The sequence below is a fragment of the Microcoleus sp. POL10_C6 genome, assembly GCF_036701585.1.
In the GTDB taxonomy this organism is placed as follows: domain Bacteria; phylum Cyanobacteriota; class Cyanobacteriia; order Cyanobacteriales; family Microcoleaceae; genus Microcoleus.
Genome location: NZ_JAUBRB010000074.1, coordinates 1 through 26,793, shown reverse-complemented (window position 1 = coordinate 26,793; position 26,793 = coordinate 1). Strand labels below are relative to the sequence as shown.

At 47.3% G+C, this 26,793-nt stretch carries 25 protein-coding genes and 1 pseudogene; 17 read left to right on the top strand and 9 right to left on the bottom strand.

What is annotated here, in order from left to right:
- The first annotated feature begins 217 nt into the window (after nt 1-217).
- From QUA34_RS26950 to QUA34_RS26910, 9 genes are all read left to right on the top strand, one after another.
- Nucleotides 218-430 (top strand): helix-turn-helix domain-containing protein, encoded by a 213-nt coding sequence (locus tag QUA34_RS26950; RefSeq protein ID WP_332942973.1) that lies wholly within the window; start codon nt 218-220, stop codon nt 428-430.
- 225 nt (nt 431-655) lie between these two features.
- Nucleotides 656-1,246, top strand: a complete 591-nt coding sequence (locus QUA34_RS26945; RefSeq protein WP_333330022.1) for a chromophore lyase CpcT/CpeT — start codon at nt 656-658, stop codon at nt 1,244-1,246.
- Nucleotides 1,247-1,356: 110 nt separating this feature from the next.
- Nucleotides 1,357-2,505, top strand: coding sequence for an NAD-dependent epimerase/dehydratase family protein (locus tag QUA34_RS26940; RefSeq protein WP_333057384.1), 1,149 nt, complete (start codon nt 1,357-1,359; stop codon nt 2,503-2,505).
- A gap of 682 nt (nt 2,506-3,187) precedes the next feature.
- Nucleotides 3,188-4,321, top strand: a complete 1,134-nt coding sequence (locus QUA34_RS26935) for a glycosyltransferase family 1 protein (protein ID WP_333048207.1) — start codon at nt 3,188-3,190, stop codon at nt 4,319-4,321.
- A gap of 582 nt (nt 4,322-4,903) precedes the next feature.
- Nucleotides 4,904-7,555 carry a GAF domain-containing protein gene (locus QUA34_RS26930; protein WP_333390189.1) on the top strand — a complete coding sequence of 884 codons (2,652 nt, stop codon included), beginning with the start codon at nt 4,904-4,906 and terminating at the stop codon, nt 7,553-7,555.
- 151 nt (nt 7,556-7,706) lie between these two features.
- On the top strand, nt 7,707-8,849 hold the full coding sequence (locus QUA34_RS26925) for a hybrid sensor histidine kinase/response regulator (protein WP_333080048.1): 1,143 nt from the start codon (nt 7,707-7,709) through the stop codon (nt 8,847-8,849).
- A gap of 150 nt (nt 8,850-8,999) precedes the next feature.
- Nucleotides 9,000-9,830: a GUN4 domain-containing protein gene (locus tag QUA34_RS26920; protein ID WP_333390186.1), complete on the top strand. Its 831-nt coding sequence runs from the start codon at nt 9,000-9,002 to the stop codon at nt 9,828-9,830.
- Nucleotides 9,831-10,528: 698 nt separating this feature from the next.
- Nucleotides 10,529-11,119: a YdcF family protein gene (locus QUA34_RS26915; protein WP_333390185.1), complete on the top strand. Its 591-nt coding sequence runs from the start codon at nt 10,529-10,531 to the stop codon at nt 11,117-11,119.
- A gap of 175 nt (nt 11,120-11,294) precedes the next feature.
- Nucleotides 11,295-11,840, top strand: coding sequence for a GAF domain-containing protein (locus QUA34_RS26910; protein ID WP_333390183.1), 546 nt, complete (start codon nt 11,295-11,297; stop codon nt 11,838-11,840).
- 266 nt (nt 11,841-12,106) lie between these two features.
- Here the strand turns inward: QUA34_RS26910 and QUA34_RS26905 are convergent, their stop codons facing one another.
- From QUA34_RS26905 to plsX, 7 genes are all read right to left on the bottom strand, one after another.
- Nucleotides 12,107-12,640, bottom strand: coding sequence for a hypothetical protein (locus QUA34_RS26905; protein WP_333330007.1), 534 nt, complete (start codon nt 12,638-12,640; stop codon nt 12,107-12,109).
- Nucleotides 12,641-12,794: 154 nt separating this feature from the next.
- Entirely contained in the window at nt 12,795-13,433 is a 639-nt protein-coding gene (locus QUA34_RS26900; protein WP_333390181.1) for a lysophospholipid acyltransferase family protein, read from the bottom strand.
- 255 nt (nt 13,434-13,688) lie between these two features.
- Complete coding sequence (locus QUA34_RS26895; protein ID WP_333390179.1) at nt 13,689-14,633, bottom strand: phosphate ABC transporter substrate-binding protein; 945 nt, start codon at nt 14,631-14,633, stop codon at nt 13,689-13,691.
- A 10-nt stretch (nt 14,634-14,643) separates the two neighbouring features.
- A complete protein-coding gene (locus QUA34_RS26890; protein WP_333330002.1) occupies nt 14,644-15,357 on the bottom strand; it encodes a PspA/IM30 family protein in 714 nt (237 codons plus the stop codon).
- 244 nt (nt 15,358-15,601) lie between these two features.
- Complete coding sequence (fabD, locus tag QUA34_RS26885) at nt 15,602-16,483, bottom strand: ACP S-malonyltransferase (RefSeq protein ID WP_015175203.1); 882 nt, start codon at nt 16,481-16,483, stop codon at nt 15,602-15,604.
- 402 nt (nt 16,484-16,885) lie between these two features.
- Nucleotides 16,886-17,887 carry a beta-ketoacyl-ACP synthase III gene (locus tag QUA34_RS26880; RefSeq protein ID WP_333390177.1) on the bottom strand — a complete coding sequence of 334 codons (1,002 nt, stop codon included), beginning with the start codon at nt 17,885-17,887 and terminating at the stop codon, nt 16,886-16,888.
- Between the two features lie 164 nt (nt 17,888-18,051).
- Nucleotides 18,052-19,101 (bottom strand): phosphate acyltransferase PlsX, encoded by a 1,050-nt coding sequence (gene plsX / locus QUA34_RS26875; protein WP_333330064.1) that lies wholly within the window; start codon nt 19,099-19,101, stop codon nt 18,052-18,054.
- Between the two features lie 352 nt (nt 19,102-19,453).
- Between plsX and QUA34_RS26870 the strand changes: the two genes are divergently transcribed.
- The 8 genes and pseudogenes from QUA34_RS26870 to QUA34_RS26835 all read left to right on the top strand — a co-directional run bounded on the left by QUA34_RS26870 (nt 19,454) and on the right by QUA34_RS26835 (nt 25,553).
- Entirely contained in the window at nt 19,454-20,788 is a 1,335-nt protein-coding gene (locus tag QUA34_RS26870; RefSeq protein WP_333390175.1) for a D-alanyl-D-alanine carboxypeptidase, read from the top strand.
- A gap of 81 nt (nt 20,789-20,869) precedes the next feature.
- Nucleotides 20,870-21,154 (top strand): 30S ribosomal protein S16, encoded by a 285-nt coding sequence (rpsP, locus tag QUA34_RS26865; RefSeq protein WP_333085027.1) that lies wholly within the window; start codon nt 20,870-20,872, stop codon nt 21,152-21,154.
- Nucleotides 21,093-21,629, top strand: coding sequence for a KH domain-containing protein (locus tag QUA34_RS26860; protein WP_333069122.1), 537 nt, complete (start codon nt 21,093-21,095; stop codon nt 21,627-21,629). Before rpsP ends, QUA34_RS26860 begins: the two co-directional genes overlap by 62 nt.
- 377 nt (nt 21,630-22,006) lie before the next feature.
- Entirely contained in the window at nt 22,007-22,960 is a 954-nt protein-coding gene (locus tag QUA34_RS26855) for a PhoH family protein (protein ID WP_333213651.1), read from the top strand.
- Between the two features lie 144 nt (nt 22,961-23,104).
- Nucleotides 23,105-23,509 carry a ChuX/HutX family heme-like substrate-binding protein gene (locus QUA34_RS26850; RefSeq protein WP_333057403.1) on the top strand — a complete coding sequence of 135 codons (405 nt, stop codon included), beginning with the start codon at nt 23,105-23,107 and terminating at the stop codon, nt 23,507-23,509.
- Nucleotides 23,510-23,752: 243 nt separating this feature from the next.
- On the top strand, nt 23,753-24,529 hold the full coding sequence (locus QUA34_RS26845) for a DUF6816 family protein (RefSeq protein WP_333390173.1): 777 nt from the start codon (nt 23,753-23,755) through the stop codon (nt 24,527-24,529).
- A gap of 24 nt (nt 24,530-24,553) precedes the next feature.
- Nucleotides 24,554-24,745, top strand: a pseudogene (locus QUA34_RS26840) (photosystem II q(b) protein); the annotation flags it as partial.
- A gap of 229 nt (nt 24,746-24,974) precedes the next feature.
- Nucleotides 24,975-25,553: a Uma2 family endonuclease gene (locus QUA34_RS26835; RefSeq protein ID WP_333329986.1), complete on the top strand. Its 579-nt coding sequence runs from the start codon at nt 24,975-24,977 to the stop codon at nt 25,551-25,553.
- A 60-nt stretch (nt 25,554-25,613) separates the two neighbouring features.
- Here the strand turns inward: QUA34_RS26835 and QUA34_RS26830 are convergent, their stop codons facing one another.
- Together QUA34_RS26830 and QUA34_RS26825 are read right to left on the bottom strand one after the other, a co-directional pair.
- Nucleotides 25,614-26,594 (bottom strand): NB-ARC domain-containing protein, encoded by a 981-nt coding sequence (locus QUA34_RS26830; protein ID WP_333390191.1) that lies wholly within the window; start codon nt 26,592-26,594, stop codon nt 25,614-25,616.
- On the bottom strand, nt 26,594-26,793 hold a 200-nt coding region (locus QUA34_RS26825; RefSeq protein ID WP_333390170.1), incomplete at its 5' end, for a hypothetical protein. The genes QUA34_RS26830 and QUA34_RS26825, both read right to left, overlap by 1 nt.

The following is a 26,793-nucleotide window of genomic DNA, read 5'->3' as shown; positions in this document are numbered from 1 at the left end:
ACTTTACTCTCGATCGCACGCTCTCTTAACCCAGCCCACGTAATATGCGCTCGATATATTCAGCAAGCCCTAATTACAACACGGTTAAAGGGTACGCTAGACGCGATGATGGGATGAGTATGGTCGATCTGAGCGCCGTTCAGAAAATCGCCCTTGCTTTTGATGTAATGATTGAAGATTTGGTTGAGTTTTTGGAATAGTAAGGGCGCTCGCACTAATGGGCTACGTTAGACTGCGGATTCGAGAACTAGCTGAGCAAAGAGGTTGGACGTTCAAAGAAGTTGCCGATCGATCCGGAGTCAACTACAACACGGTAAAAAGCTACGGGAGGCGGGATGCTTTAAACACAGTCGATCTTTCTGCTGTCTACAAAATTGCCCGTGCTTTCGACGTGACGATGGAAGATTTGGTCGAGATTTTGGAAGATTGAGGGCGCACCAATGGGGCGAGTTCGACTAAAAATTCCAGCGCTGGTAGAAGAAAAGGACGATCTCGCTAATGGGATACGTTGATAAATGCCGTACTGATCGCCACCTTTTCTTTACTGGTTCGTAAAGCATATAACTACCTTCTATAGCCGATCGCCCGCTTTCCCCTAAAATAATTTTTACTAGATCCCCAATCTAAAATCGAAAATCCCAAATCTAAAATCGAAATGACTCATTCCACAGATATCGTCACCCTCGCCCGCTGGATGGCCGCCGATTTCAGCAACCAAGCCCAAGCCTTTGAAAATCCGCCATTCTTCGCCCACATCCGCGTCTGCATGAGGCCTTTACCCGTCGAAGTTCTGGATGGGATCAGCTTGTACCTAGAACAAGCCTACGATATTGAACTGAATGTACCGTACCGAGTCCGAGTTTTGAAATTAGTCCCGGTGGACGATCGAATCGACATCGAAAATTATGCCATAGAAAACGAAGAACAATTCTACGGCGCTGCCCGCGACCCGCAACGGCTGCAAGAAATCAAAAAAGCACAACTGACTCTACTTCCCGGCTGCACCTTTATTACGCAGTGGACGGGCAACAGCTTCAAAGGGTCTGTCGAACCCGGAAAAGGCTGCATGGTGGTCAGAAAGGGCAAAAAAACCTATTTAGACAGCGAATTTGAGATAGACCAAGACAAATTTATTAGCCATGATCGCGGACGTGACCCAGAAACCGACGCCCATGTCTGGGGAGCCCAGGCCGGCCCTTTTGAATTCACCCGCCGGGCCAGTTTCGCCGACGAAATTCCGGTTTAATCCAAAAAAACAGAGTCTCTCCTGGGCGAACACGCTTGATTAAAGGTTCAGAATGCACCAATACCTGGTACATTAACCCAGTATTGGCAAGCAAGATTCACCGTTGATTTATGAAAGTCCTGGTTATTGGTGGCGATGGCTATTGCGGTTGGGCAACCGCACTCTACCTTTCTAACAAAGGTTACGAAGTTGGCATCCTCGACAGCTTCGTGCGGCGGCACTGGGATCTGGAACTGTGCAGCGACACCCTCACTCCCATCGCACCGATTCAGCAACGACTCCAGCGATGGCAAGATTTAACGGGCAAGTCGATCGACTTGTTCGTCGGTGACATCACCAACTACGATTTTCTCAGCAAAAGCATGAGAAAATTTGCACCAGAGGCGATCGTCCATTTCGGCGAACAGCGTTCGGCACCTTTCTCAATGATCGATCGCGAACACGCAGTCCTCACTCAAGTCAATAACGTCGTCGGGACACTCAACCTGCTGTACGCCATCCGCGAAGACTTCCCCGACTGTCACCTAGTGAAATTGGGGACAATGGGCGAATACGGCACGCCGAATATTGACATTGAAGAAGGCTACATTACGATCGAACACAACGGCCGCAAGGATACACTACCCTATCCCAAACAACCAGGCAGTTTCTACCACCTGTCAAAAGTCCACGACTCCCACAACATCCATTTTGCTTGCAAAATCTGGGGTTTAAGAGCCACCGACTTAAATCAGGGCGTAGTCTACGGCGTGCTCACAGATGAAACCGGCATGGACGAACTGTTGATCAACCGTTTGGACTACGACGGAGTATTCGGGACAGCATTGAACAGATTTTGCATCCAAGCTGCGATCGGTCATCCTTTGACGGTTTATGGCAGTGGCGGACAAACCCGCAGCTTCTTAGACATTCGGGATACCGTGCGGTGCGTGGAATTGGCTCTAGCCAACCCCGCCGAAGCCGGACAATTCCGCGTCTTCAACCAATTCACCGAACAATTCAGCGTCGGCGATTTAGCCTCCTTGGTGCAAAAAGCAGGCATGGCAATGGGATTAAAAGTAGAAATCAACAACATCGAAAATCCCAGAGTCGAGAAAGAAGAACATTATTTCAATGCCAAAAACACCAATTTGCTAGACCTGGGTTTGCAACCGCACTATCTCTCAGATTCCCTGCTCGATTCTCTGCTGAATTTTGCTACAAAATATCAGCACCGTGTCGATAAAAATCAGATTTTGCCGAAGGTTTCTTGGAAGTAAGTTCTGGCTTCTATCTGCGGGGAAAGAGCTTTTTAACGAACCGCGAAGGCGCGAAGGGCGCGCAGTAAGAGAAAAGAAGGGAAGAGAGGAAAAGGGTTCGCAAGTTCTGAATGGAGTTTGCTGTATATTACGATAATCTATCTTTTTTATCTCTTTCTCTGTGTCCTCTGTGTCCTCTGCGGTTAATTAAAAAATGGCATCAGGTTTTTACCGCTGGCTTGTTTGGGAAGAAACCCCGTGAAAAGTCGAATTCTCATTCTGTTGCTTTTGGTGGTTCTGCCTGGATTTCCAGCGAGGGCAGTTTTGGCTTATTATTTAATAGGGGAATGGGCTGCTGTAACGCCGAGTGATCTAAATTAGTGGCGAGTTAGCAAAGGCTTATCTGCCACTTAAAAATCGAGATAAATTGCCGGGATAGCACAGGAAATTTACAGAATTAATTGCTTGACCGAAAGTGTGGGATGGCTTTTAGGTGGGATAATTGTATCAATTGGCATTCAGGGAATTGGCATTTGATCTCAAAAACCTCTCGCTCGGAATTAGCGGTAGTGCAACTGACAGAAGAAGTGTAGAAAAGCAGCCGATCGCACGCCATGACTTACTCCCCCCGACACAGTGTATCCTGTTACCGATGCCGTTTGCCCCAAGCTATGATTATCGGCTCCCTAAGTAACTTATTTTTATGAAAATTGCTCTTTTCACGGAAACATTTTTGCCAAAAATAGACGGCATTGTGACGCGCTTGATTCACACTGTAGATCACTTGCAGCGATCGGGCGAACAAGTTCTGATATTTTCTCCAGATTACGGAATTAAAGAATACAAAGGCGCACGAGTTTACGGTGTGGAGGGCTTGCCTTTGCCGATGTACCCGGAATTGAAAATGGCACTTCCTTCTCCCGCTGTCGGTCGCCAATTAGAGCAGTTTAAACCGGATATTATTCATGTTGTCAATCCCGCTATTTTGGGATTGGGCGGTATATATTACGGGAAAAAGTTCAACATTCCGATTTTGGCTTCTTACCACACGCATTTGCCGAAATATTTGCACCATTACGGTTTTGGAGTCCTCGAACCTTTATTGTGGGAATTGCTCAAAGGTGCTCACAACCAAGCAGAATTGAATCTGTGTACTTCTACAGCAATGGTGGAAGAACTCAGAAACCACGGGATCGATCGGGTAGATTTATGGCAGCGGGGCGTAGATACTGAAATGTTTGTCCCGGAATTGGCAAGTCGAGAAATGCGATCGCGCCTTTCTGAAAATAACCCAGACAGTCCCCTGCTGCTGTACGTCGGCCGCCTCGGTGCAGAAAAAGAAATCGAACGCATCAAACCAGTCCTCGCAGCAATTCCCGATGCCCGCCTCGCCTTAGTGGGAGACGGCCCGCATCGGCAAACCCTTGAACAATATTTTGCCGGCACACCCACCAATTTTGTCGGCTACCTCAAGGGGCAAGAACTCGCAAGAGCTTACGCATCTGCCGACGCCTTCATTTTTCCCTCCCGCACCGAAACCCTGGGCTTAGTGCTCCTAGAAGCAATGGCTGCAGGGACGCCCGTAGTGGCGGCGCGCAGTGGCGGAATTCCCGATATCGTCACCGACGGTGTTAACGGATATTTATTTGACCCAGCCGACGAAGAAGGAGCACTCGCAGCCACTAAGCGTCTGTTTGCGAATCCCGAAGAACGGGAAACCCTGCGCCATAACGCTCGCCGAGAAGCCGAACGCTGGGGTTGGGCAGCCGCCGCCGCACAACTGCAGCGCTACTATCAATCAGTGGTGTTTGCCCAGTCTGTGCCCAGAGCGGCCTAAATGTCAGGATCGGTAGCACCTTTAAACATCACCGCCAGCTTAGCTTCGCTGTTCGATCGTCAGTTGGTATTGAATAGGGATGTTTTCAAAGATTGATCGAACTTTTTTGCTGTATAAATTACCGTCGTTATCCTGCTGTTGCATTTACCATTAAACTATGAGTAAGCTCTGTAGGAATGCCTTGCGCGCTGCTTTCATAGCGCCCTTTACCTGACCGGATACGGTCGCCGAGTGCGCTAAAACAGTCACACCGCGCGCTGGGGCAGAGCACAGGGCGTCCAATCCACATTGCACTCTCGATCGAACTAAAGCCTGTCACCTAATTTTCAGGCTAGCAGTTTTGCGAACTTAAGTTCAGCTTGAATTGACGAACCCTCATCAGTATCGAGGTTGTAAAAAAGATCGATCGAGCATACATAACAAGCAAACTGAAGTTGCGTGCGCCACTTTTGAACTCACGATTCATCAAAGCGACAAGCGAGTGCCGATGCGCTTGCAAACAAATTCAAGAGTTTGCACCGCCGCCGAATCTCGCGCAGATCGACCTGCGGTCAGTCTACCCCTCTGAGCAAGCAGTTAATCATGACATTCTCCAATACTGGTAGCGTTCTGGCTACACTGACTCAAGTCAATTTTATGGGGGCATTGACCTCCCGTGTTAAGAGCCTGCCAGTTCCTGAATTAGTGTGCCTGCTGGACTTTATCACGGCTGAATTTCAGCAATTTATCCGGGCGATGGACCTGATTAACAATGAAGCACTCGAAAGCCTCTTAGAGCAACTGTTAGATGCCTTCACTGTCAAAATTGGTCAAATTTTGCAAGCAGACCGGACAACAATTTTTTTGGTTGACTCCAACAAAAATCAACTGTGGCACAAAACAGTCGATCCACTGACGGGCGAGGATGTAGAAGTTCGCTTGCCGATGGATGCAGGCATTTTAGGCTACGTAGCAACAACCGGAAAATCGATTAATGTCGCCGAAGCTCGATCGCACGAGTATTTTAATACCGAAGTAGACGAACCACCGGGCTATCAGATCGAGACCATCCTCTGTATGCCAATTTTTAGCAGCAAGAGCCAACATGAACCCGTAGCGGTGGTCAGACTGTTAAATAAAGCTGGCGATGCCCCCTTTAACGAGGAAGACGAACAGCAGTTCCAGGCTTTTGCAGATTCGATCGGGATTATTCTCGAAAGCTGTCAGTCTTTCTACGTCGTGGCCCGCAACCAGCGAGGGGTTGCCGCACTTTTGAGAGCCACCACGACTTTGGGTCAAAGTCTTGACTTGGAAACAACTTTGCGCTCTGTAATGGATCAAGCTCGCGACTTGATGCAAGCCGATCGCAGCACGCTATTTTTGTTAAATCGGGAAACCAACGAACTCTGGACAAAAGTCGCCAAGGCCGACGGCAAAACGATGATGGAAATTCGTATTCCTGCGAATAGGGGAATTGCTGGCTACGTGGCTTCGACTGGTCAACCTCTAAATATTACAGATGCTTACGACGATCCCCGCTTTGACCCATCTACAGACCAGCAAACGGGATACCGCACTCGGACTGTCTTGTGTATGCCCGTGCATAACGCCAAAGGTGAGCTGATCGGGGTAACTCAGCTAATTAATAAGAACCAAGGTAGTTTCACCCCTTCCGACGAAGAGTTTTTGCGAGCGTTTAATTCCCAAGCGGGAATGGCGCTGCAAAATTCTCAACTGTTTCAAAACGTGATGGTGGAAAAGCAGTATCAAAAAGATATGCTGCAAAGTCTTTCAGATGCAGTAATTTCCACCGATTTACAGGGGCGAGTTGTAACGATTAACGAAGCAGCGCTGGAATTGTTGGGCTGTCCGGTAAATCAAGCTAAAAGCAAACACAATCCCCAGATTTGGGAAGATAAACTGGTGAATCGCTATGTTTGGGAAGTTGTGCCGATCGACAATTTGCAATTTCGGCTAGAAGACAGTCTCAAAAATGCTGCCCGACATTACGTTCCCGAACAAAGTTTAACTGTGGGACTGTTGGTAGAAAAAACGCTAAATTCCCAAAAAAAAGAAGAAGAAGAAAGTTATATTTTGGCCGTGCCCGATCGCACTGACCCTAATTTATATTACGCTTGGGGCGAAAACCGCGCGTGGACTGAGGAAGTAGCGCTGGCAGAATTAGCTAATGCCCAATCTCTATTTGCGCTGCGAAATTCTGCCCTGTATCACCCTTATTGTCCGCTGCCCATCCCCGCCTCTCGAATTAAAGTAATTGAACGTAGTTTGAATTTGACTGTCAACCCGCTGATCAATCCAGAGGGCGGCGTGCGCGGCGGTTTAGTGGTACTCGAAGACATCAGTCGCGAAAAGCGGATGAAAAATACGATGTACCGCTATCTGACTCCTGGAGTCGTAGATAAAGTGATGGCCTTGGGTGAAGGCGCCCTGATGGTGGGCGAACGCAAAGAAGTGACTATTTTATTTTCTGACATTCGCGGCTACACCACGTTGACTGAAAATTTGGGAGCGTCGGATGTGGTATCCCTGCTGAACGAATATTTTGAGACGATGGTGGAGGCCGTTTTCCACTACGAAGGCACTTTAGACAAGTTTATCGGTGATGCTTTAATGGCGGTTTTCGGCGCGCCCCTGCCGCTGAATCCCCCGGAAAGTCACGGTTGGATGGCGGTGCAGTCGGCTTTAGATATGCGCCGGCGTTTGAAAGAGTTTAATGATTCTCGCCCCGGCGAAGATCCATTTCGCTTCGGAATTGGAATTAGTTCCGGAGAGGTGGTTTCGGGAAATATTGGTTCTCAAAAGCGAATGGATTACACGGTAATCGGGGATGCGGTGAATTTGAGTTCGCGATTGGAACAGCTTACAAAGGAGTACGGATGCGATATAATTTTGAGCGAATTTACATACAGTTTGTGTCGAGAAGGAATTTGGGTGCGAGAGTTAGACAAGGTGCGGGTTAAGGGCAAAAATCAGCCAGTGGGTATTTACGAGTTGCTGCAAAATAGTTCTGAACCCATGGATGGGGAAACCGTTCGGTTTTTGGAACTTTACAGTAACGGTAGGGATGCTTATATTGCTAGAAATTTTCAGAAAGCTATTAGTTATTTTGAAGCTGCTTTAGCAATGCGACCCAGCGATAGACCTGTGGAAGTTCACCTTGATCGATCCCTGAGCTATTTGGAAGTACCCCCGCCCGATGATTGGGACGGTGTGCATACGATGACAACCAAGTAGTAGATTATATTACATCCGAGGGTTCCAAAGTAAAAAGATTTGATAAAGTTGTGAGATATTCCTTATGACAGAGTTAACAAGTGTAAAAATGTGAAATCATAAATCGGATGGCATATTAAAGTTTAGAATTTATTTCCAGGCTAGCAATTAAATGAGTTATTTATCTGTTCCGAATGCCACAAAAGCCGATCGGATTCTGGTGGTAGACGACGCACCAGATAATGTTTTGTTGGTTCAGACAATCCTAGAAGAAGAAGGTTACGAAATTAGTACGGCGGAAAACGGCTTTTCTGCCTTGAGTCAAATTGACAAGGCAGCCCCGGATTTGGTACTGCTAGACGTGATGATGCCGGGAATGGATGGTTACGAAGTCACTAAACGAATCCGACAAAATAAGGAATTGCCCTTTATTCCGATTTTGCTGATCACGGCTCACGACAGTGCCAGCGTAGTCCAGGGATTGGACATGGGAGCAGACGATTTTATCCGCAAACCAGTCGAAATGGATGAACTGCTGGCTAGGGTTCGATCGCTCCTGCGGCTTAAACACAGCGTAGACGAGCGCAATTCGATCGCCCTGCAGCGCGAAGATTTTGTCTCCCGACTCGCTCACGACTTGCGGACGCCCCTCGTAGCCGCCGATCGAATGCTAACTTTAATGCAGCAGGGAGCTTTGGGAGAAATTTCCCTTCCCATGCGCGACGCTTTCGGGACGATGGTTCGCAGCAACAAAAACCTGATCGCGATGGTAAATATGTTGCTGGAAGTCTACCGCTACGAAGCAGGCCGCAAATCCCTAAGTTTCGCTGCCGTGGACTTGCGCCAGCTTATTACTGAGGTAGCTGAAGAACTAGCTCCCCTAGCCGATGCTAAAGGTTTATCCGTAAATTTAGACTTGACAGAAAGTGCAGAAAGTGCACCGATTGCGAAGTATCCAGGCGATCGTCTGGAACTGCACCGCTTGCTGACAAATTTAATCGGAAATGCGATTAAATTTACCGACAACGGCTCAATAGATGTCAGCTTAAAAGCTGCCAATTCACCTGCTTATACGAGCTTCAAAAACCAACCGCTGGCATGGGTAATCATAGACATCAAAGACACCGGTGCCGGCATTTCTCCCACCGAACAAGCAAAGTTATTTGAAAGGTTTAGCTCGGGAACTCATAAGAAGTCCAGTACAGGTTTGGGACTACACCTCTGCCGCCAAATAGTCGAAGCTCACCGCGGCACGATCGAGGTAAAATCCGAGTTGGGCAAAGGCAGTTTGTTTACTATTCGCTTGCCTTGTTAGAGCGGTATAATTAACTCTAACTTTCGGGTGCGAAAAGTGCACATTACTACAGATAAACTGTAATTGTAGGCTGCAAAGTGCATAGCTAATCGAATTATGGTTAATTTACCCGATGTCATATAATTACTTGGCAACCGAATTTATGGCAATATGTCTAACTGTCCAGTGTGCGGTGCTGAATACATAGAAGAAAAAGCAGAGTTTTGCTCGATTTGCGGCTGGGATGTGACTCCCTACCCGCAACGTGCTAAGCCTTCCAAAACTTATTTAAAAAAAGAACAAGTTAGATTGCAGTGGGCAAAACAAATGTGGGAATTGGCCCGCACTCAACAAAATTGGTCAGCTAAATTTGATGAGTTGCATGGGGAATTGCAGCAAGGTGCGATCGCCCGCACGTATCTTCAATCTCAGTTAGAATGGGTTCTGTACCGCCTCGAACAACTAAACCCCGAATTGATTGTCAGCACTCTACTGCGGCTGGAAGACAAAATCGGTGCTATACCTGACCAAACTCCGGCTATCTCCGAAGTGGGGATGGACTATCGACAACTGACAAAGCTATTAGAAACTGGAAAATGGCGCAAAGCTGATGAACACACTTGGGAAATCTTGCTGCAAATCGCTGTCAGGGAAGACGAAGGCTGGCTGAGTGCAGCCGATATTGACAGTTTTCCTCCTACAGACCTTCGCACGATCGACCAACTTTGGCAACAATACAGCAGCGGGCGGTTCGGGTTGAGCGTGCAGCAGCAGATTTGGGAAAGTACCGAGGCAAATTATACTGAATTTTGCGATCGAGTCGGCTGGCGAGTCAAGGAAAATTGGAAATATTACAGCGAGCTCTCCTTCAACGAAGATGCTCCCCCTGGACATCTCCCCGTCACCGCATGGAGGCAGCGCGCCTGTTATGGTGCCGGTAAACTCACCGCAGCAGAAAACTTTGCCCGCATCGCTGCGAAACTGGCAACTGGCGATCGGTGATCATCCAAAATAAAAAATTCAAAATCGACATTAACTGCTATAATCAAAACGGTTTAGCAACTGGGGCTGTGGCTCAGATGGATAGAGCAAGCGCCTCCTGAAGAATCGGGCACCCTGCGAGGAAACTCTAGGAGTGAATGTGGTCAAATTTGGTGAAACCTAAAGAGTTCGTGGGTTCCTATGACTCTAAGGCAATACCAAGCCAAGCCTGAGTTCAGGGCGATTATGCGATCGCCTATATTGAAATCAGGAAGGTTTAGAGACTAGACGGTCACCACCTAAAAGCTGCAAGCATATGGTGAAGGTATAGTCCAGAGAGTGGGGAAACTCACACAAATCTGAAGCGCTAGGCCGCCGGTTCGAACCCGGCCAGTCCCGTTAAAAACCAAGAAAAATTAAAAGCAGGAGGGGGAAGCGTAGTTTTGCCCCTCTTTTTTGCATATCCGCTAAGGAATTGGCTCCCAGACAAGTATACCAACCGCCAAGGCGGTTGGTATAAAATCTCAAATCACCTGTTTAAGCCCCACCACAAACGTAGAGTCAATCTAAAATCTAAAATGTAAAATCTAAAATCTAAAATCCTATGATCCCCCGACCCTTTTTTAATTTTTAATTTTTAATTCCTGTTAGTGGGCTATACGTGCGGTATTTTTTGTTATGGTTCCTTTGTGAGTTACATAAAATTTTTATAGGTTTAGATGTGGTTAAAAATCAATTCAAACACGCAGCGTTACAAGCGTTTGAACACTTCACGCAGTTTTTGGTTCCTAGTAGGGCTTTTGATGGCGTGTTGGTTTGGCTATCAGCAGGTTAAGAGCGAATTTCATAGACCCCAAGCTTTGTTAGTTCTAGGTGGGGCTACGGAGCGAGAGGTGTTTGCCGCCAAATTTGCTCGGGATCATCCTGAATTGCCAATTTGGGTGTCGTCTGGCAGCAATCCCGAGTTCGCGGAATGGGTGTTTTCAGAAGCGGGAATTGAGTCCGATCGCCTGCACTTAGACTACAGAGCGGTAGATACGGTAACAAATTTTACCACCCTGGTAGATGAATTGAAAGCTCAAGGGATTGAGAGCGTGTATCTGATCACTTCTGACGATCATATGCGGCGAGCTCAGATTATCGGCGAAATCGTACTCGGCAGTCGAGGCATTAGCTTTAAGCCTGTGGCAGTTCCGTCTGGGCGAACCCCCGAACCGGTGGAAAAAGCTATTCGCGACGGCGCTAGGGCTATTCTTTGGCTGACAACCGGTTATACGGGTGCTAACTTCAGCCAAGGCAGAATTGAATAAACAAAGGGAAGGATTAAGCAAGTTTTAGTTTTTTTCCATTCCCTCTGGTTTTAAAACTTCTCTCCTATAGCGATTTAAGGAAACGCGAAGATGCTGATGACAAATGCGTAAAAGAACAGAAGAGAAAAGGAGGAGTAGTTTAAAATTAGTAGATGAACTTCCAAAGCTAAAATTAATGACCGACCAAATTCTGCCGCAAGTTCTGGATAAAATTTTGAGTGACACCAAAACGCCGGATGATGTTTTTTCCGCTTTGGTGCCGGCTTTAGGCGAGGTGTTAAATTGCGATCGGGTCTTTCTCTACCTCCGCAATCCTGAAACGCAAAGGGGCAGAGTACCTTACTGCTGGCGTCGCAACTCGAACTTTCCAGAGATTGGGGACGCGGAATGGAAAAAAGAACCAGAATCTTTAGGGGAAGAAGACCCTTTGTTTGCAGCAGCTTTGCGAACTGAACCGTCGATTTTTGTTGAGGATGTTGAGACAGCCAATCCTGAAGTTGTCAACAAAAATTTTGAGGCAAAAGAGTTCGGACATCGAGCTTTGATTCACGCTCACCTTTGTGCTGACGGCTTATTGTGGGGGGTTTTGCAGCCTTGTATGTTCGATCGCCCCAGAGTTTGGACTGACTTCGATCGCCAAGTTATCGCAGCAGTTACAGAAAAAATTTCCCCTTTAGCTGTCGCTTATGTCACCGCCTCAGCATCAAAAGATGAGCGATAAAAATCAATAATTTACCTGTAGGCAGCGGGTGGGCAATGAATGAATGTCAACTTAAGACTAAAACCACGTCTAGGTCGGGGTTTTAGCCGAATTTCAATGCCCTTCCCGGCAGACGAAAGACTGTTTCCGGTTCCCCCCTTTTTAAGTTAGGGGGGATTGAGGCACTAATTTTCAAACAAAAGTCGGGTACTAAATTTGAGCTGATTGTTCTCACTAATGGTGAGGTGTGCATCACCCTAGAGATAGACTTGGTGCACAATTCTTGTTTAAAAAACGCCCCAATTTTGAATGCCCCGACTGCTGAAAACCCCTTGAGCCCGACTAATATCATCCTCAGCGCCATCTACTACTACCAAATAATCGCCCGCGTGCAGGCGGTCGGTGTAAGTTCTAGCTGTTTCTTCGGGAATTCCCAAGTCAGTCAAGGCCTTCACCACCCCACCGAAAGCCGCCGCCGAGACGCCAGTGCTTGCTACGCTAGCCACCAGTGAGGCGCCCAAAGTGCCCGCTGCAATCATAGGCCCGATTCCGGGAATAGCTAAACTTCCGAGACCCACTAGCACGGTGGCTAAAGCACTATTTGTCAGAGTGTCTGCTACCACTCCTGCTCCTGTGTCTAGATTTTTATCGCCTACCTGAGCGATCGTTTGAGTATCGCCTACAGACTCACCTGCCTCCCTAGCAACAACCGAAACTTTATCCATTGGAAACCCGGAAGATTTCAATTCTGTCAGAGCTTGCTCGGCATCTTCGCGGTTAGAAAACAATCCCAACGCGCGGGTTTGATTGCTTGTTACCATATCTTTCTTCTTATCTCCTGTCAAATTAAACTCAAATTCAAGCCTAATTATTGCGCTTGTTTTCAATCACTTATATTGATATTTTTCGAGGTTTATCTTCAGTATTCATCTATCTGTAGATATAACCTGAAAAACAGCAACAAAAGTTATAAAATTAGCGCCCCAAATCGTGCATCGCATTAATCTCGATCGCACATCTTTGAGTCAGCGCCTGCAACTCCTCGCGATCCGACGAACCGGGCGCTTCAATTAGCTTGCCAATTCGCACCGTCAGCGGCACCGGACGCGGCATTCCCGAACCTTTGGACGAAATGGCGTGAGTTCCCCACAAACTAACAGGTAACAGCGGCGCTTTAGCCTTAGCAGCTATCAGCGCAGCACCTAATTTCGGTTCAGTAATTCTGCCATCCGGCGTGCGAGTTCCCTGCAAAAATACACCCGTCGCCCAGCCATTTTCCAAAGAGTTGATAGCCGAGCGAATTGCACTGCGATCGGCACTTTCCCGCTTGACTGGATAAGCACCGTAAAGCGTAATTGCCTGCTTCAAAATAGGAACTTTAAATAACTCTTCCTTTGCCATAAATGCGACGGGCCTGCTCATGCAATTAGACAAAATCGGCGGGTCAAAATCGCTGGCGTGATTGCTGACTACCACCACCGGCCCTTCTGTCGGAACATTTTCTGCACCGTAGATGCGGCCTCGAAAGTACAGGTGCAGCATCGGGCTGACAATTGACCATTTAAATAAATAGTAGAGAAGTAAACTTTCGACTGGTTCGCGACTTTTGCTCACAGAAAAACCTTAAATTTTAAATTACATCGAATATTAGCCTATCAGTTCAGCAATCAAAAAAGTAGCACTACACGGATTTTGACACGGATACACGGATAGGCCCAGCGATCGGACTGTTTAGCTAATTGGCTAAGTTGACTATCATCAGTGTATCCGTGTTTATGCATGTCGTGCTGTTAGATGATTCGGCGGTTGACACCGCTTTGCAAGCTTGTGTAGCGCCCGAATTTATTCTGGCGAATTCTTTGCAAAGGCTCAATTTCCGGTCAGCATAGCTTTCTGTCCTTCCGAAGAAGTGGCGTAGCCCAAGAAATCCTTAACTGCTTGGCTAGGAGGATTTTTGTAAGCGTAGTACAACTGCCGCTTGTAAGGATAGTTACCTGCATCCGTTGTCGCACCGTTGACGGGAACAACGCGCACCGTTCTCTGATTGACTACTTGAGCGAAAGTCGCATAGCCAATGCCGTTGTTGCCTAAAGCTTGCAGCAGAGGAGTTGTCGCATCTCGATCGAGCGTGGTAATATTTGCCGTCGTGCCAAACTCGCCACCTCCGAGCACTTGTTCTTTAAACGTTTGGTGAGTGCCACTAACTGCCGGTCTGTTAATTACTTTAATCGGACCCGCCGGGCCGCCGACTTTCGACCAGTCTTGAGTATTTCCCTTAAAGATATCTTGAACTTGAGCCGAGGTTAAACCTCCTTTGAAGGGGTTGTTAATGCCAACTACAAGGGCGATCGTATCTAGGGCAACGGGCACAGCAGCCAAACCCTGACTTTGTTCTTGAGCCGTCAAAGGTCGCGATACCGCTGCAATATCGGCTGTTCCTGCCACCAAATCCTGAATTCCCTTTGCAGAACCATTTGCTTTGGCATCGACTGTAGTGCCAGCAAACCTCCCTTGAAAGCCGTTCTTGAGGTTCTGATTGATTGTCACCATGCTGGTGGAACCGTCAATTCTCACCGCCGTACCCGGAGGCACGGAAGCTGGAAGCGCAAAGGAAGTAGCCGCAACAGGCGAAGAAGCACCGCCCACTACTGGCGCGACGGGAAGTGGGACGACATCGCCTGCGGGTGTAGGTGTGGGGGGATTGTTACTAACATCTTGCGATGCTGGTTTGTTGAGAAAAAAGAACCAGCCACCACCGGCTAGCAAGAGAAATAACAGGATAAAAACTATGGGGGGAGGCCCACTCTTCGCCATAAAATTGTCCTTAGCTGGGAAGTTCTTTGTTGTTGGAGTCGTCTAACATTTGTAGCCTGCGATTAACTTCATCGTCTAAGGTCATATTTTCTAATTCGGCCTGAAGTCTTTCTTGGGGGTTATCAGATATTTCTGCTAAAGCTTGCTGTTCGAGGTTGCGGCCGTGGACGGCGTTTTTGGCTTGCTCAAATTGCGATCGAGCTGAATCGATACTGAGGTCGTTGTTGACTTTGGATATGGCTCCGAGGGCTTCGTTAATCTCGGCCATATCTTTCATATTTTGCATATCGGTTTTGTAGGCTTCCAGTTTCATCCGTTCTCGATTTAGCTTGTCTTTGGAAGCGTTGACGTACTGTTCGGCTTGTTTTACTTGGGCTTCTAACTGTGGCAGGATTTGTTCTGTCTGAATTACTTTCGACATTGCCAAGCGGGCTGCTTCTTCGTTGCCGTTGCGCTGGGCTGTGATGGCTTGGCGCTCTACGGTTTGCATTTCCCTAACTTTTTCTTCATATTTCGTTTTAGCGCGCTGGTAGGCTGCAACTTGGGTGGAGACTGCTGCTGCTAGCTTTTGCACTGATTCTTGCATCGATCGCAGTGACTCTTCGGCTACCGCCACCGCCACCTGGCCGCCGGATTCTACGGGCAGTCCCCACATCCAGTTCCACGCACCTACGATGGTTCTGCCTGCCTTGTCGCCCATCAACCAGTAAAGGACTTTTTTCATATAAATACCCGATCAGCTTGGTTTTTACGCCTAGTCTACATCAGGATTTGTCGATCGCCCCGTCAGGTCGATCGATTTCTAGATTTTTGATTAATATTTTCTAACTGTCTGGATCGTCTATCCCCAATTTGCAAAACAGGCAATATTCGGATTTGCCTGTTTTGCGATTCGTTATTTGGGCAATCTTCGGATCGATTAACTCTCAATTTTATAACCTGCCGTTTAATAACAGGCTAAAAATAGATTAAGCGGGCAAATCTGCAAAACTGCTAACATTTACCAATGCTAAATCGGGACAAGTCCGTTTGATCAAACCTGTGAGAACTTTGCCGGGGCCAATTTCCACTACTCGATCGATTCCTTGTTGCGGCAGTTGCAGCGAAATTTCTCGCCAGCGCACGCCTTTGGTCATCTGCTGAGTCAACCGCTGCTTTAAAGTGGCTGCGCTGGTAGTGGCTGAGGGTTCTGCGTTCGAGAGCACCAGCATTTTAGCATCGGAAAATCTTGCCGACTTTAAGGCTAGTTGAAATTCTGCCGCCACTGATGCCATCAGGGGAGAGTGAAACGCACCGGAAACATTCAATTTAACGGCGCGTTTGACTTTGATTTTGGCAAGCAAATCTTCTACTGCTGCGGGCGTTCCAGAAATCACGACTTGTGCTTCGCTGTTGTCGTTTGCCAGCACTACGTCTCGGCTGTATTGAATTTGCAATTCTAGTTCCTGCCTGTCGAACCCAATCAAAGCCACCATTTGCCCGCCGGAGGCGGTGTCCATGAGTTCAGCGCGGCGTTTGACTAAGCGCAATCCGGTTTCAAAGTCAAAGACGCCTGCTGCGTAGAGGGCAACATATTCTCCTAAACTGTGACCGGCAACTACCGCTGGTCGATCGCTTTTTTCTCGCACTAAGTCGGCCAAAATACTTTCTACTACGAACAAGCAAGGCTGAGTGTAGAGAGTCCGAGAGAGTTTTGCTTCTTCTTTTTGGCAAACTTCCGGGACAGACCAGCCTAAAATTTCTTTAGCGAGCTCAAATTTGGCTTTGGCTGTTGGCAAGTTTAATAAGTCTGCACCCATCCCGATCGCCTGGGAACCTTGTCCGGGAAATACCCATGCTGTTTTAGTCATTTTTCCGGTAATCTGCTAATTGGTGGTTGCTAATTGGTGATTGCAAAAATTCTTTCTTTCCCGCTTCTAAGTTCGCTCGCTGGTATCCGCTATCTTTCGGTTAACGAACTCTCTACTCGCGACTCATAATTATAACATCTAACTGCGATTTTTACCAGTTTTATTTTTTTTTGCTACTTTAATTGGATTAATAGGCGTAGCACAATTTTCAACCTTCAAACCGGGGAAAGTCGATCGAAGAATAGAGGATGTTCCATTTCAGCACGCCCTTGTCAATAACTGCTGTCCGGCTGGTGCACCGCTGCGAACCTTGCCCTATGTATGGCGTGTTAAAGGATTTGTATTTTACTCGATCGAACTCCCGACAATAACCGGAGCAAGTTTACAGCCGGCCGCCAAATCTTACCTTCCCCATTTAAAAATCGCCGCCCCCCAAGTCAAACCTGCACCGAAACCAGCCGCAGCAATAGTATCGCCCGTTTTAACTTTACCCTGACGCACCGCTTCGTCCAAGGCAAGGGGAATTGAAGCCGCTGAGGTATTGCCGTAATTCGCCAAATTGCTGATTACTTTTTCGGGGGGAATCTTTAGCCTTTGGGCAACTGCATCAAGAATCCGCTGATTGGCTTGGTGCAACAACAGCCAGTCAATTTCGGCGACGCTGATATTGGCCCGAAACATAGCTTTTTCTATGACTTCCGGCACTTTTCTCACGGCAAAGCGATAGATTTCTTGACCATTCATTGTGATGGGTTCAAATCCGCCAACTCCGACGCTGACGCCCTCAATTAATTCTTTTGACTCGGCTTTGTAAGCCAAATTGAGAGACGAATTTTGTGTGCCGTCGCTGCGAATTTCAAATCCCAAAAAGGAATCGACTTCTGAAGCTTGTAATACCACCGCACCTGCACCGTCTCCAAATAGAATGCAAGTACCCCGATCCGACCAATTCACCCAGCGAGACAAAATATCCGCTCCGATCAGCAAAACATTTTGATACACCCCTGTCCGAATGAACTGTGAGGCTGTAACTAAACCAAAAACAAAGCCCGAACAAGCTGCTGTCAAATCAAAAGCCACAGCTTTTGTCGCGCCCAACTGATATTGAATTTTACTGGCAGTGCCAAACAAATCGTCAGGACTGGAAGTCGCCAAAATAATCAAATCGATATCTGTCGGCGAAATTTCTGCCATGGCGATCGCCTTTTGAGATGCCTCTGTGGCTAAATCGCACAAAGAAGTGCGATCGTCCGCCAGCCTGCGCGCTCGAATGCCCGTCCGCGCGCCAATCCACTCGTCAGAAGTTTCTACTATCTGACTCAAACCGTTATTATCCAGCGAAACCTGCGGTGTACAAGAACCGCTACCTGTGACGGCAATGCCGAACCCTGATTGCTGCAACATTCCTCTCCATTTACTCGCTGTTCGATCGAGAAATTAAAAATTAAAAACTATCAATTAAAATTATTTTTTAAACTGCTGAAATTACTTTTTTTTAAGCAAAACAGTGGGTTTAAGCTGACATTTTTAATTTTACATTTTTAATTTTTAATTCCTACTTACTGCCTCTAATTCACAGCTTCTTGTTCCAGAGCGCTTTGGTGATTGGACGATCGAATCCGCTCCAGCACTTGGTTGTCAATAGCCTCCTTCGCCAAACGAATGGCATTAAAAATCGAGCCAGCTTGAGACGAACCGTGGCTGATAATGCAAACTCCAGCAACGCCTAATAGCAAACCGCCGCCGTGTTCAACGTGGTCTACCCGCTGCTTAAATCCTTGCAAGCTTTTTTGCAGCAGAGGATCGTTAATTTGATGTTGGAGTCCTTTGACTAATTCTTCCTTCAGCACTTGCACGACGACTTCGCCCACCGCTTCGGCAAACTTCAACAACACGTTGCCGACAAACCCGTCGCAGACAATCACGTCGAATTTCCCCGACAGCACGTCGCGGCCTTCGGCATTGCCCACAAAAGGAATGTTCGGGTTGTCCACCAATAACTGGTGAGTTCGCACTGCGGCGTCGTTGCCTTTAGAAGGTTCTTCGCCAATGTTGAGCAGGCCGATTTTAGGTTCGGCGACGCCGAGAACGCACTGGCTGTAAATAGTTCCCATAAGAGCGAACTGCTCCAAAAATTTGGGGCGGCAGTCCACATTAGCGCCAACATCGAGAATGAGTACAGAGCTGCCCGGTATCATTGTCGGCAAAACCGCACCGATCGCAGGGCGATCGATGCCGGGGAGCCGGCCCAACCTGAGCAGGGCAGCAGCCATTGCCGCGCCGGAGTGACCGGCGGACACCACAGCATCAGCTTGCTGCTGCTTTACCAAGTTCATCGCTACGTTAATCGAAGCGTTGGGCTTGCGTTTGAGGGCACTCAAAGGTTCTTCGTGCATTTCCACCGTTCCTTCAGAAGGAACGATTTCTAGCTGACCTGTACAGACGCGGCCGATCGCGTCTTGTTGCCGGAGCGAGTCTTCTATTTGCTGCGGGTCGCCCACCAGCAAAATCTCTACGCCTAATTCTTCTTGTGCCTTAAGCGCTCCAGCTACAACTTCGGCGGGGGCATGATCCCCACCCATAGCGTCTATCGCAATTCTTGCGCGTGTCGATCCCATTGACCAATGTTTGAGAAACACTAAAAATTCTACCAGGAAGTCAGGAGCGTGAATCCACAAGTCTGAATAAAGAACTAAAATCCGCTCGCTAGGGCGATCGGACAATTCTTATTTCCGACTACTCTGATAGAACTTGTTTTGTCACTACTTTACTATTTTTGACGGCATATTGAAAAAATCAATGAAATAGTTTACATGACCGCAAGCACTTTAGTCCGGGAACGCCGGATTCATCCGTGGAGCAAGAAAAAAGCTCCCCATCCTCATCACTTGCCCCGGGATTTATCGGTGGGAGCGCTTTCTTCAATTCTTTAATCTCAAATCTCAAATCGATTGACTTTAGGAGTAAAAAATGCTGGATTTATTTAGCTCAGGGATGATGTCTCTGTGGCTGGACATGGCTGGGGTAGGCAGTGCCGCGCCTAATGCTGCGTCAGTGCTGGCTTGGCGGGGAGGGATACCCGGGTTAGTGGTGGCCGAAGATTTGGCTTTTGGGCGAATAAATGCGGCAAATCCAGACTTGCCTGCAGAAGCGACAGTGCGGGAATATTTAAAAGAGTTGAAAGACAAAAACCTGATTGATGGAAATCAGGGAATTTGGGTGCAAGCGGGAATGGTGCCACTGGTAAGTCAGCAGGGGAAGACGCTGATGCCTGGGGCTTCGCTGACTAAGATTGCAACTTCTCTGGCGTCGCTGGAGACTTGGGGCCCTGATTATCAGTTTGAAACGCGGTTCCGGGGAACTGGGCCGATTAGGAATGGGGTGTTGCAGGGAGATTTGGTGGTCAGCGGCGGGGGCGATCCGCTGTTTGTGTGGGAGGAGGCGATCGCCGTTGGCAATGCTCTCAATCAAATGGGTATCAATCGTGTGGCTGGGAATTTGGTGGTGACAGGCAATTTTCGCATGAATTATCAGTCCGATCCTTTGGTGGCGGGGGAGATACTGCGGCAAGCTCTTGAGGGTAGCAATTGGCCTGCGGACGTGGTGGCAATGTATTCTAAGATGGCTCCGGGAACTAGAAAGCCGCAAGTAACGGTTGCCGGCAGCGTCATTGCTGAGAAATTTGTGACTTCGGGGCGTTTGCTGCTGAAGCGCCGATCGCTCCCTTTAGCCGAAATTCTCAAGCAGATGAACGTCCACAGTGATAATGAAATAGCTCAGATGCTGGCCGACGATTTGGGCGGGGCAAAAATAGTGCAGCAGCAAGCGACTTGGGCTGCGGGGGTGCCGGAGGAGGAACTTCAATTAGTTAACGGTTCGGGATTGGGAGTGGAAAATCGGATGTCTCCGAGGGCGGCTTGTGGGATGATGCAGGCGATCGGGCGCAACCTTCAGACGACTGGGCTGACGATTGCTGACTTGTTTCCGGTGTCCGGGCGCGATAAAGGAACTTTGGAATACCGACACATTCCGCGATCGGCTGTGGTGAAAACTGGTACTTTGGACACGGTGATTGCTTTGGCTGGAGCTATACCCACGCGCGATCGGGGTTTAGTGTGGTTTGCAATTATTAATCGCGGCACCGATTGGGACTCTTTGAGAGAGCAGCAAGATATATTTTTGCAAAAATTGGTCCAGCAGTGGGGAACTGCATCGATTTTGCCAGTAGCAATTACACCGCACATTGACGGCGCCAGACCTGCCTTGGGGGCAGCAAATCGTAGCGATATTTTGGTCGGAGGTTAAGAAATAGGGGTTGAGTTGGGGTTTGGGGAAGGAGCACTGACAAAATAGCTTAGAATTGGAACAAGACTATTGTGCAAGAAGATGATCAAACTGCGATTGAAGAGATACGGGAAAAAACGCGAGACAAGCTACCGGATTGTAGCGATGAACAGTTCTACCCGCCGCGACGGCCGTCCCCTAGAAGAGCTCGGCTATTACAACCCCAGAAATAACGAAACCAGGCTGGATGTTCCAGCGATTGTCAAGCGCCTGCAAGACGGCGCTCAGCCAACTGACACTGTGCGTGACATCCTGAGAAAAGCCCATGTATTTGAACAAGTCGGAGCCGGAGCCAACGTTGAATCCAGCACAGCAACAGTCAGCTAGTCCCAACTATGCTGGACTGGTTAAGTTTTTAATTGGGCCTTTTTTAGAGACCCCAGGCTCTTTGCGGGTTGATTGCGAACTGCACCCGCGCCAATCGCGGGTCTGGGTTAGGCTGGCTTTTGAAGATCCCGACAAAGGCCGGGTTTACGGTAGGGGCGGACGCAATATTCAGGCGATTAGAACTACGCTCGAAGCGGTGGCGCAGACGGCGGGTCAGTCGCTCTATTTAGATATATACGATGGTGAAGCGGGTGATCGCGGATCTGGCCCGCCCAGGGGCGATCGCGATCGCCCGGATCGCGACCGCCCGGATCGCGACCGCCCAGATCGTGGCTCGCGGGAGCCGCGAGGCGACTTCCGACCCCGGACGCCACCTCCGTCGCCGAGTCCCTTAGCTAGCAGAACTCCGAGAGAACAACCTCGCCGTACTAACACACCTACGTTTAGAACGAGCAGAAATACTCCCGGTTATTAGCTAACTGCAGAGCCCAGAAAGAATTTTAGATTTTAGATTGCCTGTTGTAGACTTTGTATTACAAGCGCCGTTTAGTTTGAAATTGCCGGTTTTGCGATCGGAAACAAATGTAAAGTTTTAAATTTCAAATGTCAACGGCATCAGGTTAATCTAAAATCTAAAATTTCCCATCTAAAATCTAAAATTGCCTGACTTAATAGAAGGGAGATTTGATTTGTGCCTCAAGCACCAAACTCATTTGGGAGCTAAATCTAAAAGACGCCTTAGATACTAGGTAAAACCTAGTAACTGGCGTTTTTTTGTTCGCAAATAGTGACGACAGGTTGAACGTTTAGTTGTTAACTTTTAATTGCTTATTTGGAGGAGCTTATGTTGGCATGAATGAAAAACTAATAATAGAGTTACCGAGCACCCAAAGCGCAATGTCGCTGGCCGGTCATCAAGAAGAAAACCTGAAAATGATCTCTAAGCAAACCGGTGCTAACGTGGTAATGCGAGGGCAAGAACTGCTGATTTCCGGCACAAAAAGTCAAGTAGAATTGTGTCATAAATTAGTGCGATCGCTCTCCGACTATTGGAAATCCGGCAAAAATATTACCGGAGTTGAAATCCAGACGGCGCGCCAAGCTTTGGATACCAACCGCCAAGGCGATTTACAAGACTTACAGCGAGACGTTCTCGCCAGAACCCGCCGCGGCGAAGAAATTAGAGCCAAAACCTTCAAGCAGCGGCAATACGTCCAAGCAGTACGCACACACGACCTGACATTTTGCATTGGCCCCGCTGGTACCGGCAAAACATTTCTAGCAGCTATTTTCGCCGTGCAAGCGCTGTTGAGCAAGCAGTACGAACGGCTGATTTTAACAAGGCCAGCGGTGGAAGCTGGCGAAAAATTAGGGTTTTTGCCGGGAGATTTGCAGCAAAAAGTCGATCCATATTTGCGCCCGCTTTACGACGCCCTGCAAGAAATGATCGACCCTGAAAAAATGGCCGATTTAATGGAAAGAGGCTTGATAGAAGTAGCTCCTTTAGCTTATATGCGGGGCCGCACTCTCAGCAATGCTTTCGTAATTTTGGACGAAGCTCAAAATACGACGCCGGCTCAGATGAAAATGGTGTTGACTCGTCTGGGCTTTCGATCGAGAATGGTAGTAACGGGCGATATCACTCAAACAGATTTGCCACCAAACCAACAGTCGGGATTGTCAGTCGCCCAAAACATTCTACGCAACGTTGAGGGCATTGCTTTCTGCGAATTCTCTCAGGCGGATGTGGTGCGACATCCTCTAGTGCAGCGGATTGTCGCTGCTTACGAATTGCACGAAACATAGTCATTAGTCATTAGTCAGTAGTTGTTGGTTGTTAGTTATTGTTGTTTTTAATTACCAATAATCAATGCCCAAGGCTCTTGGGCCCAATGCCCAATGCCCAATTCCCAATTCCCAATACCTAATTCTCAATTCCCCAATTAAATTATGCCTAACCTGAAAGAATTCTTGGAAGCTTGCGAACAATTGGGAACGCTGCGTTTAATCGTGACTAGCAGCGCGGCTGTGCTGGAAGTGCGCGGTTCAATTCACAAGCTGTTTTATGCGGAGTTGCCGAAGGGAAAGTATGCCAATATGCACGCCGAAATATTTGAGTTTCACCTCAATATGGACAAAATAAAACAGGTGAAGTTTGAAACAGGTGAGGCGAAAAGAGGCAATTTCACTACTTATGCAATTCGTTTTCTCGACGAACAAAATGAGGCTGCTTTGAGCGCGTTTTTGCAGTGGGGAAAGCCGGGGGAATACGAACCAGGACAGGTGGAAAATTGGCACGAATTGAAGGAAAAATACGGGGAAGTTTGGGAACCCGCACCTGTTGAGGCGCTTTAAAAAATAGGTTTTTCCACCTTTAAATTGCATATTGGGGGCGGGCCGGATGCCCAACCCCTACTCCCCACAAGCCGAACATTTATTTTTGTGCAACAGGCATCTTGCCTGTTTCTGAAAATGGTAGAAAATATGATGTTTAACTGATTTGTTGTCTAATTTTTCAATTAATGAACCATAGAGAGCGCAGAGAACGCAGAGAAGAGAAAGAGAAACATAAAATTAGTTGTTTGAATGTAATTGGGTATGAAGGTAATTTGGAGTTTTTGTTTGGTTTTGCTGGTGTTGCTGTGGGGTGGCGGTGCGAGGGCGGGGGTTTTGGGCGATCGCATATCAAGTTTTCCCAATTGGGAAAGCAAGCCTCCTATCGCTGTAGCTAAGGGAGATTTGGTATATCCCGACTGGATGGCGGGGAATTGGAATGTTGCTAGCACTTTGGTAGATTTAGCCGCTCCTTTAGCGCCAAATATTGTCACGCCAGGGTTTGAAAGCAACCGCCAGTATTTGCAGCAGCCGGTATTATTTAAAGTGCGATTTCAACCGGAAAAAAATATTGGGTTAATTTCTAATTATACATTTAAAAAGGCTCAAAAAATTGTAGCCGATCGCACTTTTAACGGTTTGAATATTGCCACGGCTTATTTAGGCGATGATGGCGTAGTTTCGGTGAAAGTCGATCCGACCAATCCCAACCGCCAAATTACTGTTTTGAAAGGGGAACGCCAATTAATTTCGATTGTTACCAGTCGCGACACTGAGACGCCGAATCCTCGCGAGTTTGTGTCTACAGAGATTTCTCAGCAGATTTTTCGGGGAGAGTCTGATATTTATTTAAACGAGGTGGAAACTACAACGGCTTATCAAGTGGTTGGATGTGGAGAAAATGGCGATTCTGCGAGTAAAAGAATTGAGGCGGATCAGGTGACAGCGATTTATTTGTCGCCGCAAGACCCGGATTATTTTGCGGCTGGGGGGCATCCTGTGGCTTTGTATCGATATCGGTTGGAGTTGGTGCGGGCATAATTAAGCTGTCATCTCGATCGACCTAGCAACTTCAACTTCAACCAATCGATTATCGACTCTCAAGGTCGTGCGATCAATACTTGGGCTGATGTGATTAACCGCACTAACTTGGGTATGTAAGTGATGCACGAGCGCAATGCTCACAACTTCCCGCTTGATTTGGCTGCTGGTGAAACAACTCCCGTAGTAATGGTTGCTCCTTCTATCAATGGCTAAGTTTTAGCTTTTGATTGACAAAGAGCGCTCCTAGAAATAAAGGCGCTTTTTTTTGGGGAAAAATATTTTTGGTAACAATCAGACTCGGCGGTTGAAACCGCTACTACACAAGCGAAGTCCGCCTTCGCGGGCTAAAGAATAGAATATTACAGCCGGATTTAGTATGACGATAGACTGTAAGTTTTTGAAGTCGTATATTATGGAAGAGCGATCGTAAAAGGTAAGTCAGATGGTTGTCGCAATTTCTAAAGCAGGATTGGGTACAGGTGCGGCTTTCCTGTCAAACGTGACATGGGAGACTCTGGAAAAATTGGATGCTGATTTGGCGGACACTGGGGCGCGTTTAACTTATTTGGATGGGTGTTTAGAAATTATGGCTCCTTTATCTGAAGAACATGAAGAACCTAAAAAAACTTTAGGTCAACTTTTAGAAAGTTATATGCGGACGAAAGACATTCGTTTTTATGCGCGTGGTAGTACAACCATCGGGATAAAGGAATTGGGCGCACGGAAGGAACCAGATGAGTCTTATTGTTTGGGTACGCGCAAGTCAGTTCCAGATTTGGCGATCGAAATAACAGTGACGAGTGGTGGAATTGATACGCTGGAAATCTATCGTCGGGTGGGTGTGCAGGAGGTTTGGTTTTGGGAGGATGGGGTAATTTCGGTTCATTGTTTGCGCTCTACGGGATATGAGTTGGTCAGTAAGAGCGAATTGTTGCCGGAGTTGGATTTGCGATCGATCGAGTTTTATTCGCGGATGGCCGACCAATATGATGCGGTGAATTCTTTTATGCGATCGTTGTAGAATAGAAAAGAGTAATTCTTTGGTTTAATTGCGTTGCGATCGGGTGAAATTACCCATAGCTTATACAATATTTAACTTGCACTGAATGTATGCTTTGAATACGGGATTGAGAAAAAACATCGATCGCGCTCCTACTAACATTTTTTCCACTAAGCTGCGTCTGGCTAAAGATTGTATGGTTTGCCAAAATTCTGATTGGGATAATTCACTATCAGCAGGTTGTCGCGAAATATCTACAGCTTCATTTTGACTGGCTAACCAGTATAACGCCTTTTTTTCTGAGTCTGATAAACGCTCTAGATGAGATTCTAAAAGGGGTTCTAAGTCACCTAAAAATAAATCTGCTGTTCCATCTGCTAAAAATAGGGAAACGCTACCGTCAAATAATTCCAAAATTGTAGCAGCGATGATATTTAGCCAGGAAGGATGTCCTTGATAAAGGTCGATCAAGTCTGACCATTTTTCCTCATCTGCTAATTCTTTTTCTCTGAGAATTTCTGCAGCTTGTTCTCCTAAACCTTTGAGGTTTAAGGTTTGCGTCGAGAGGTTTACTGCTTCTAAAGCAGTAATTTCTCTGGGTTTTTCCCAACTGAGGATAATTAAACAACTCTGATGAGAGGATGTGGCAATTTGTTTGAAAAATTTGCCATAGTCTTCATAGCCTGCTAAATATTGACCTGCTAATTGACTGCTTTTAAAAATATTTTCTACGTCATCAAGGATTACTAAACAGCGAGAAGATCGAAAATAATCGATGATTGTGGGTAATGGGGGTTGTGGCGATCGCCCAAAAAATTGCTTGAGTTCGGTTTGGACGGTTGAAAGTGTGGGTGTATCAGCGAGACTTAACCAAATAATATAATCAAATTCGCTTTGAGTTTGTTCGATGAGTTTGAGGGCGAGATCGCTTTTGCCAATTCCGCTTAAGCCGTAGATGGTAATCAAGCGCGTGTGGGCTTGTAATATCCATTGTTTGAGGGTGGAGAGTTCTGAGGTGCGATCGTAAAAGTAACGGAGTTCGGGTGCGTCTGTTAAATCGATTATGGGCGATCGGGCTTGATTTTGGGGAGATTCAGGGGGAAAGGGCGATCGCTGCTTGGCCTCTTCTGCATCTTGCCGTTTTTCTCCACAGATATTGATATTAGTTCTATTAATTTTACTATTAATACCAATTTAATATGAAGCTGCATAGAATAGGGCTTCAAGAATAAAATTGTAAGATGACAACGAACAGATTTCC

Coding starts and splice junctions, on each gene's coding strand:
- QUA34_RS26950 (WP_332942973.1), top strand. CDS start 218: ATGGGCTACGTTAGACTGCGGATTCGAGAACTAGCTGAGCAAAGAGGT.
- QUA34_RS26945 (WP_333330022.1), top strand. CDS start 656: ATGACTCATTCCACAGATATCGTCACCCTCGCCCGCTGGATGGCCGCC.
- QUA34_RS26940 (WP_333057384.1), top strand. CDS start 1,357: ATGAAAGTCCTGGTTATTGGTGGCGATGGCTATTGCGGTTGGGCAACC.
- QUA34_RS26935 (WP_333048207.1), top strand. CDS start 3,188: ATGAAAATTGCTCTTTTCACGGAAACATTTTTGCCAAAAATAGACGGC.
- QUA34_RS26930 (WP_333390189.1), top strand. CDS start 4,904: ATGACATTCTCCAATACTGGTAGCGTTCTGGCTACACTGACTCAAGTC.
- QUA34_RS26925 (WP_333080048.1), top strand. CDS start 7,707: ATGAGTTATTTATCTGTTCCGAATGCCACAAAAGCCGATCGGATTCTG.
- QUA34_RS26920 (WP_333390186.1), top strand. CDS start 9,000: ATGTCTAACTGTCCAGTGTGCGGTGCTGAATACATAGAAGAAAAAGCA.
- QUA34_RS26915 (WP_333390185.1), top strand. CDS start 10,529: ATGTGGTTAAAAATCAATTCAAACACGCAGCGTTACAAGCGTTTGAAC.
- QUA34_RS26910 (WP_333390183.1), top strand. CDS start 11,295: ATGACCGACCAAATTCTGCCGCAAGTTCTGGATAAAATTTTGAGTGAC.
- QUA34_RS26905 (WP_333330007.1), bottom strand. CDS start 12,640: ATGGTAACAAGCAATCAAACCCGCGCGTTGGGATTGTTTTCTAACCGC.
- QUA34_RS26895 (WP_333390179.1), bottom strand. CDS start 14,633: ATGGCGAAGAGTGGGCCTCCCCCCATAGTTTTTATCCTGTTATTTCTC.
- QUA34_RS26890 (WP_333330002.1), bottom strand. CDS start 15,357: ATGAAAAAAGTCCTTTACTGGTTGATGGGCGACAAGGCAGGCAGAACC.
- fabD (WP_015175203.1), bottom strand. CDS start 16,483: ATGACTAAAACAGCATGGGTATTTCCCGGACAAGGTTCCCAGGCGATC.
- QUA34_RS26880 (WP_333390177.1), bottom strand. CDS start 17,887: ATGTTGCAGCAATCAGGGTTCGGCATTGCCGTCACAGGTAGCGGTTCT.
- plsX (WP_333330064.1), bottom strand. CDS start 19,101: ATGGGATCGACACGCGCAAGAATTGCGATAGACGCTATGGGTGGGGAT.
- QUA34_RS26870 (WP_333390175.1), top strand. CDS start 19,454: ATGCTGGATTTATTTAGCTCAGGGATGATGTCTCTGTGGCTGGACATG.
- rpsP (WP_333085027.1), top strand. CDS start 20,870: ATGATCAAACTGCGATTGAAGAGATACGGGAAAAAACGCGAGACAAGC.
- QUA34_RS26860 (WP_333069122.1), top strand. CDS start 21,093: ATGTATTTGAACAAGTCGGAGCCGGAGCCAACGTTGAATCCAGCACAG.
- QUA34_RS26855 (WP_333213651.1), top strand. CDS start 22,007: ATGAATGAAAAACTAATAATAGAGTTACCGAGCACCCAAAGCGCAATG.
- QUA34_RS26850 (WP_333057403.1), top strand. CDS start 23,105: ATGCCTAACCTGAAAGAATTCTTGGAAGCTTGCGAACAATTGGGAACG.
- QUA34_RS26845 (WP_333390173.1), top strand. CDS start 23,753: ATGAAGGTAATTTGGAGTTTTTGTTTGGTTTTGCTGGTGTTGCTGTGG.
- QUA34_RS26835 (WP_333329986.1), top strand. CDS start 24,975: ATGGTTGTCGCAATTTCTAAAGCAGGATTGGGTACAGGTGCGGCTTTC.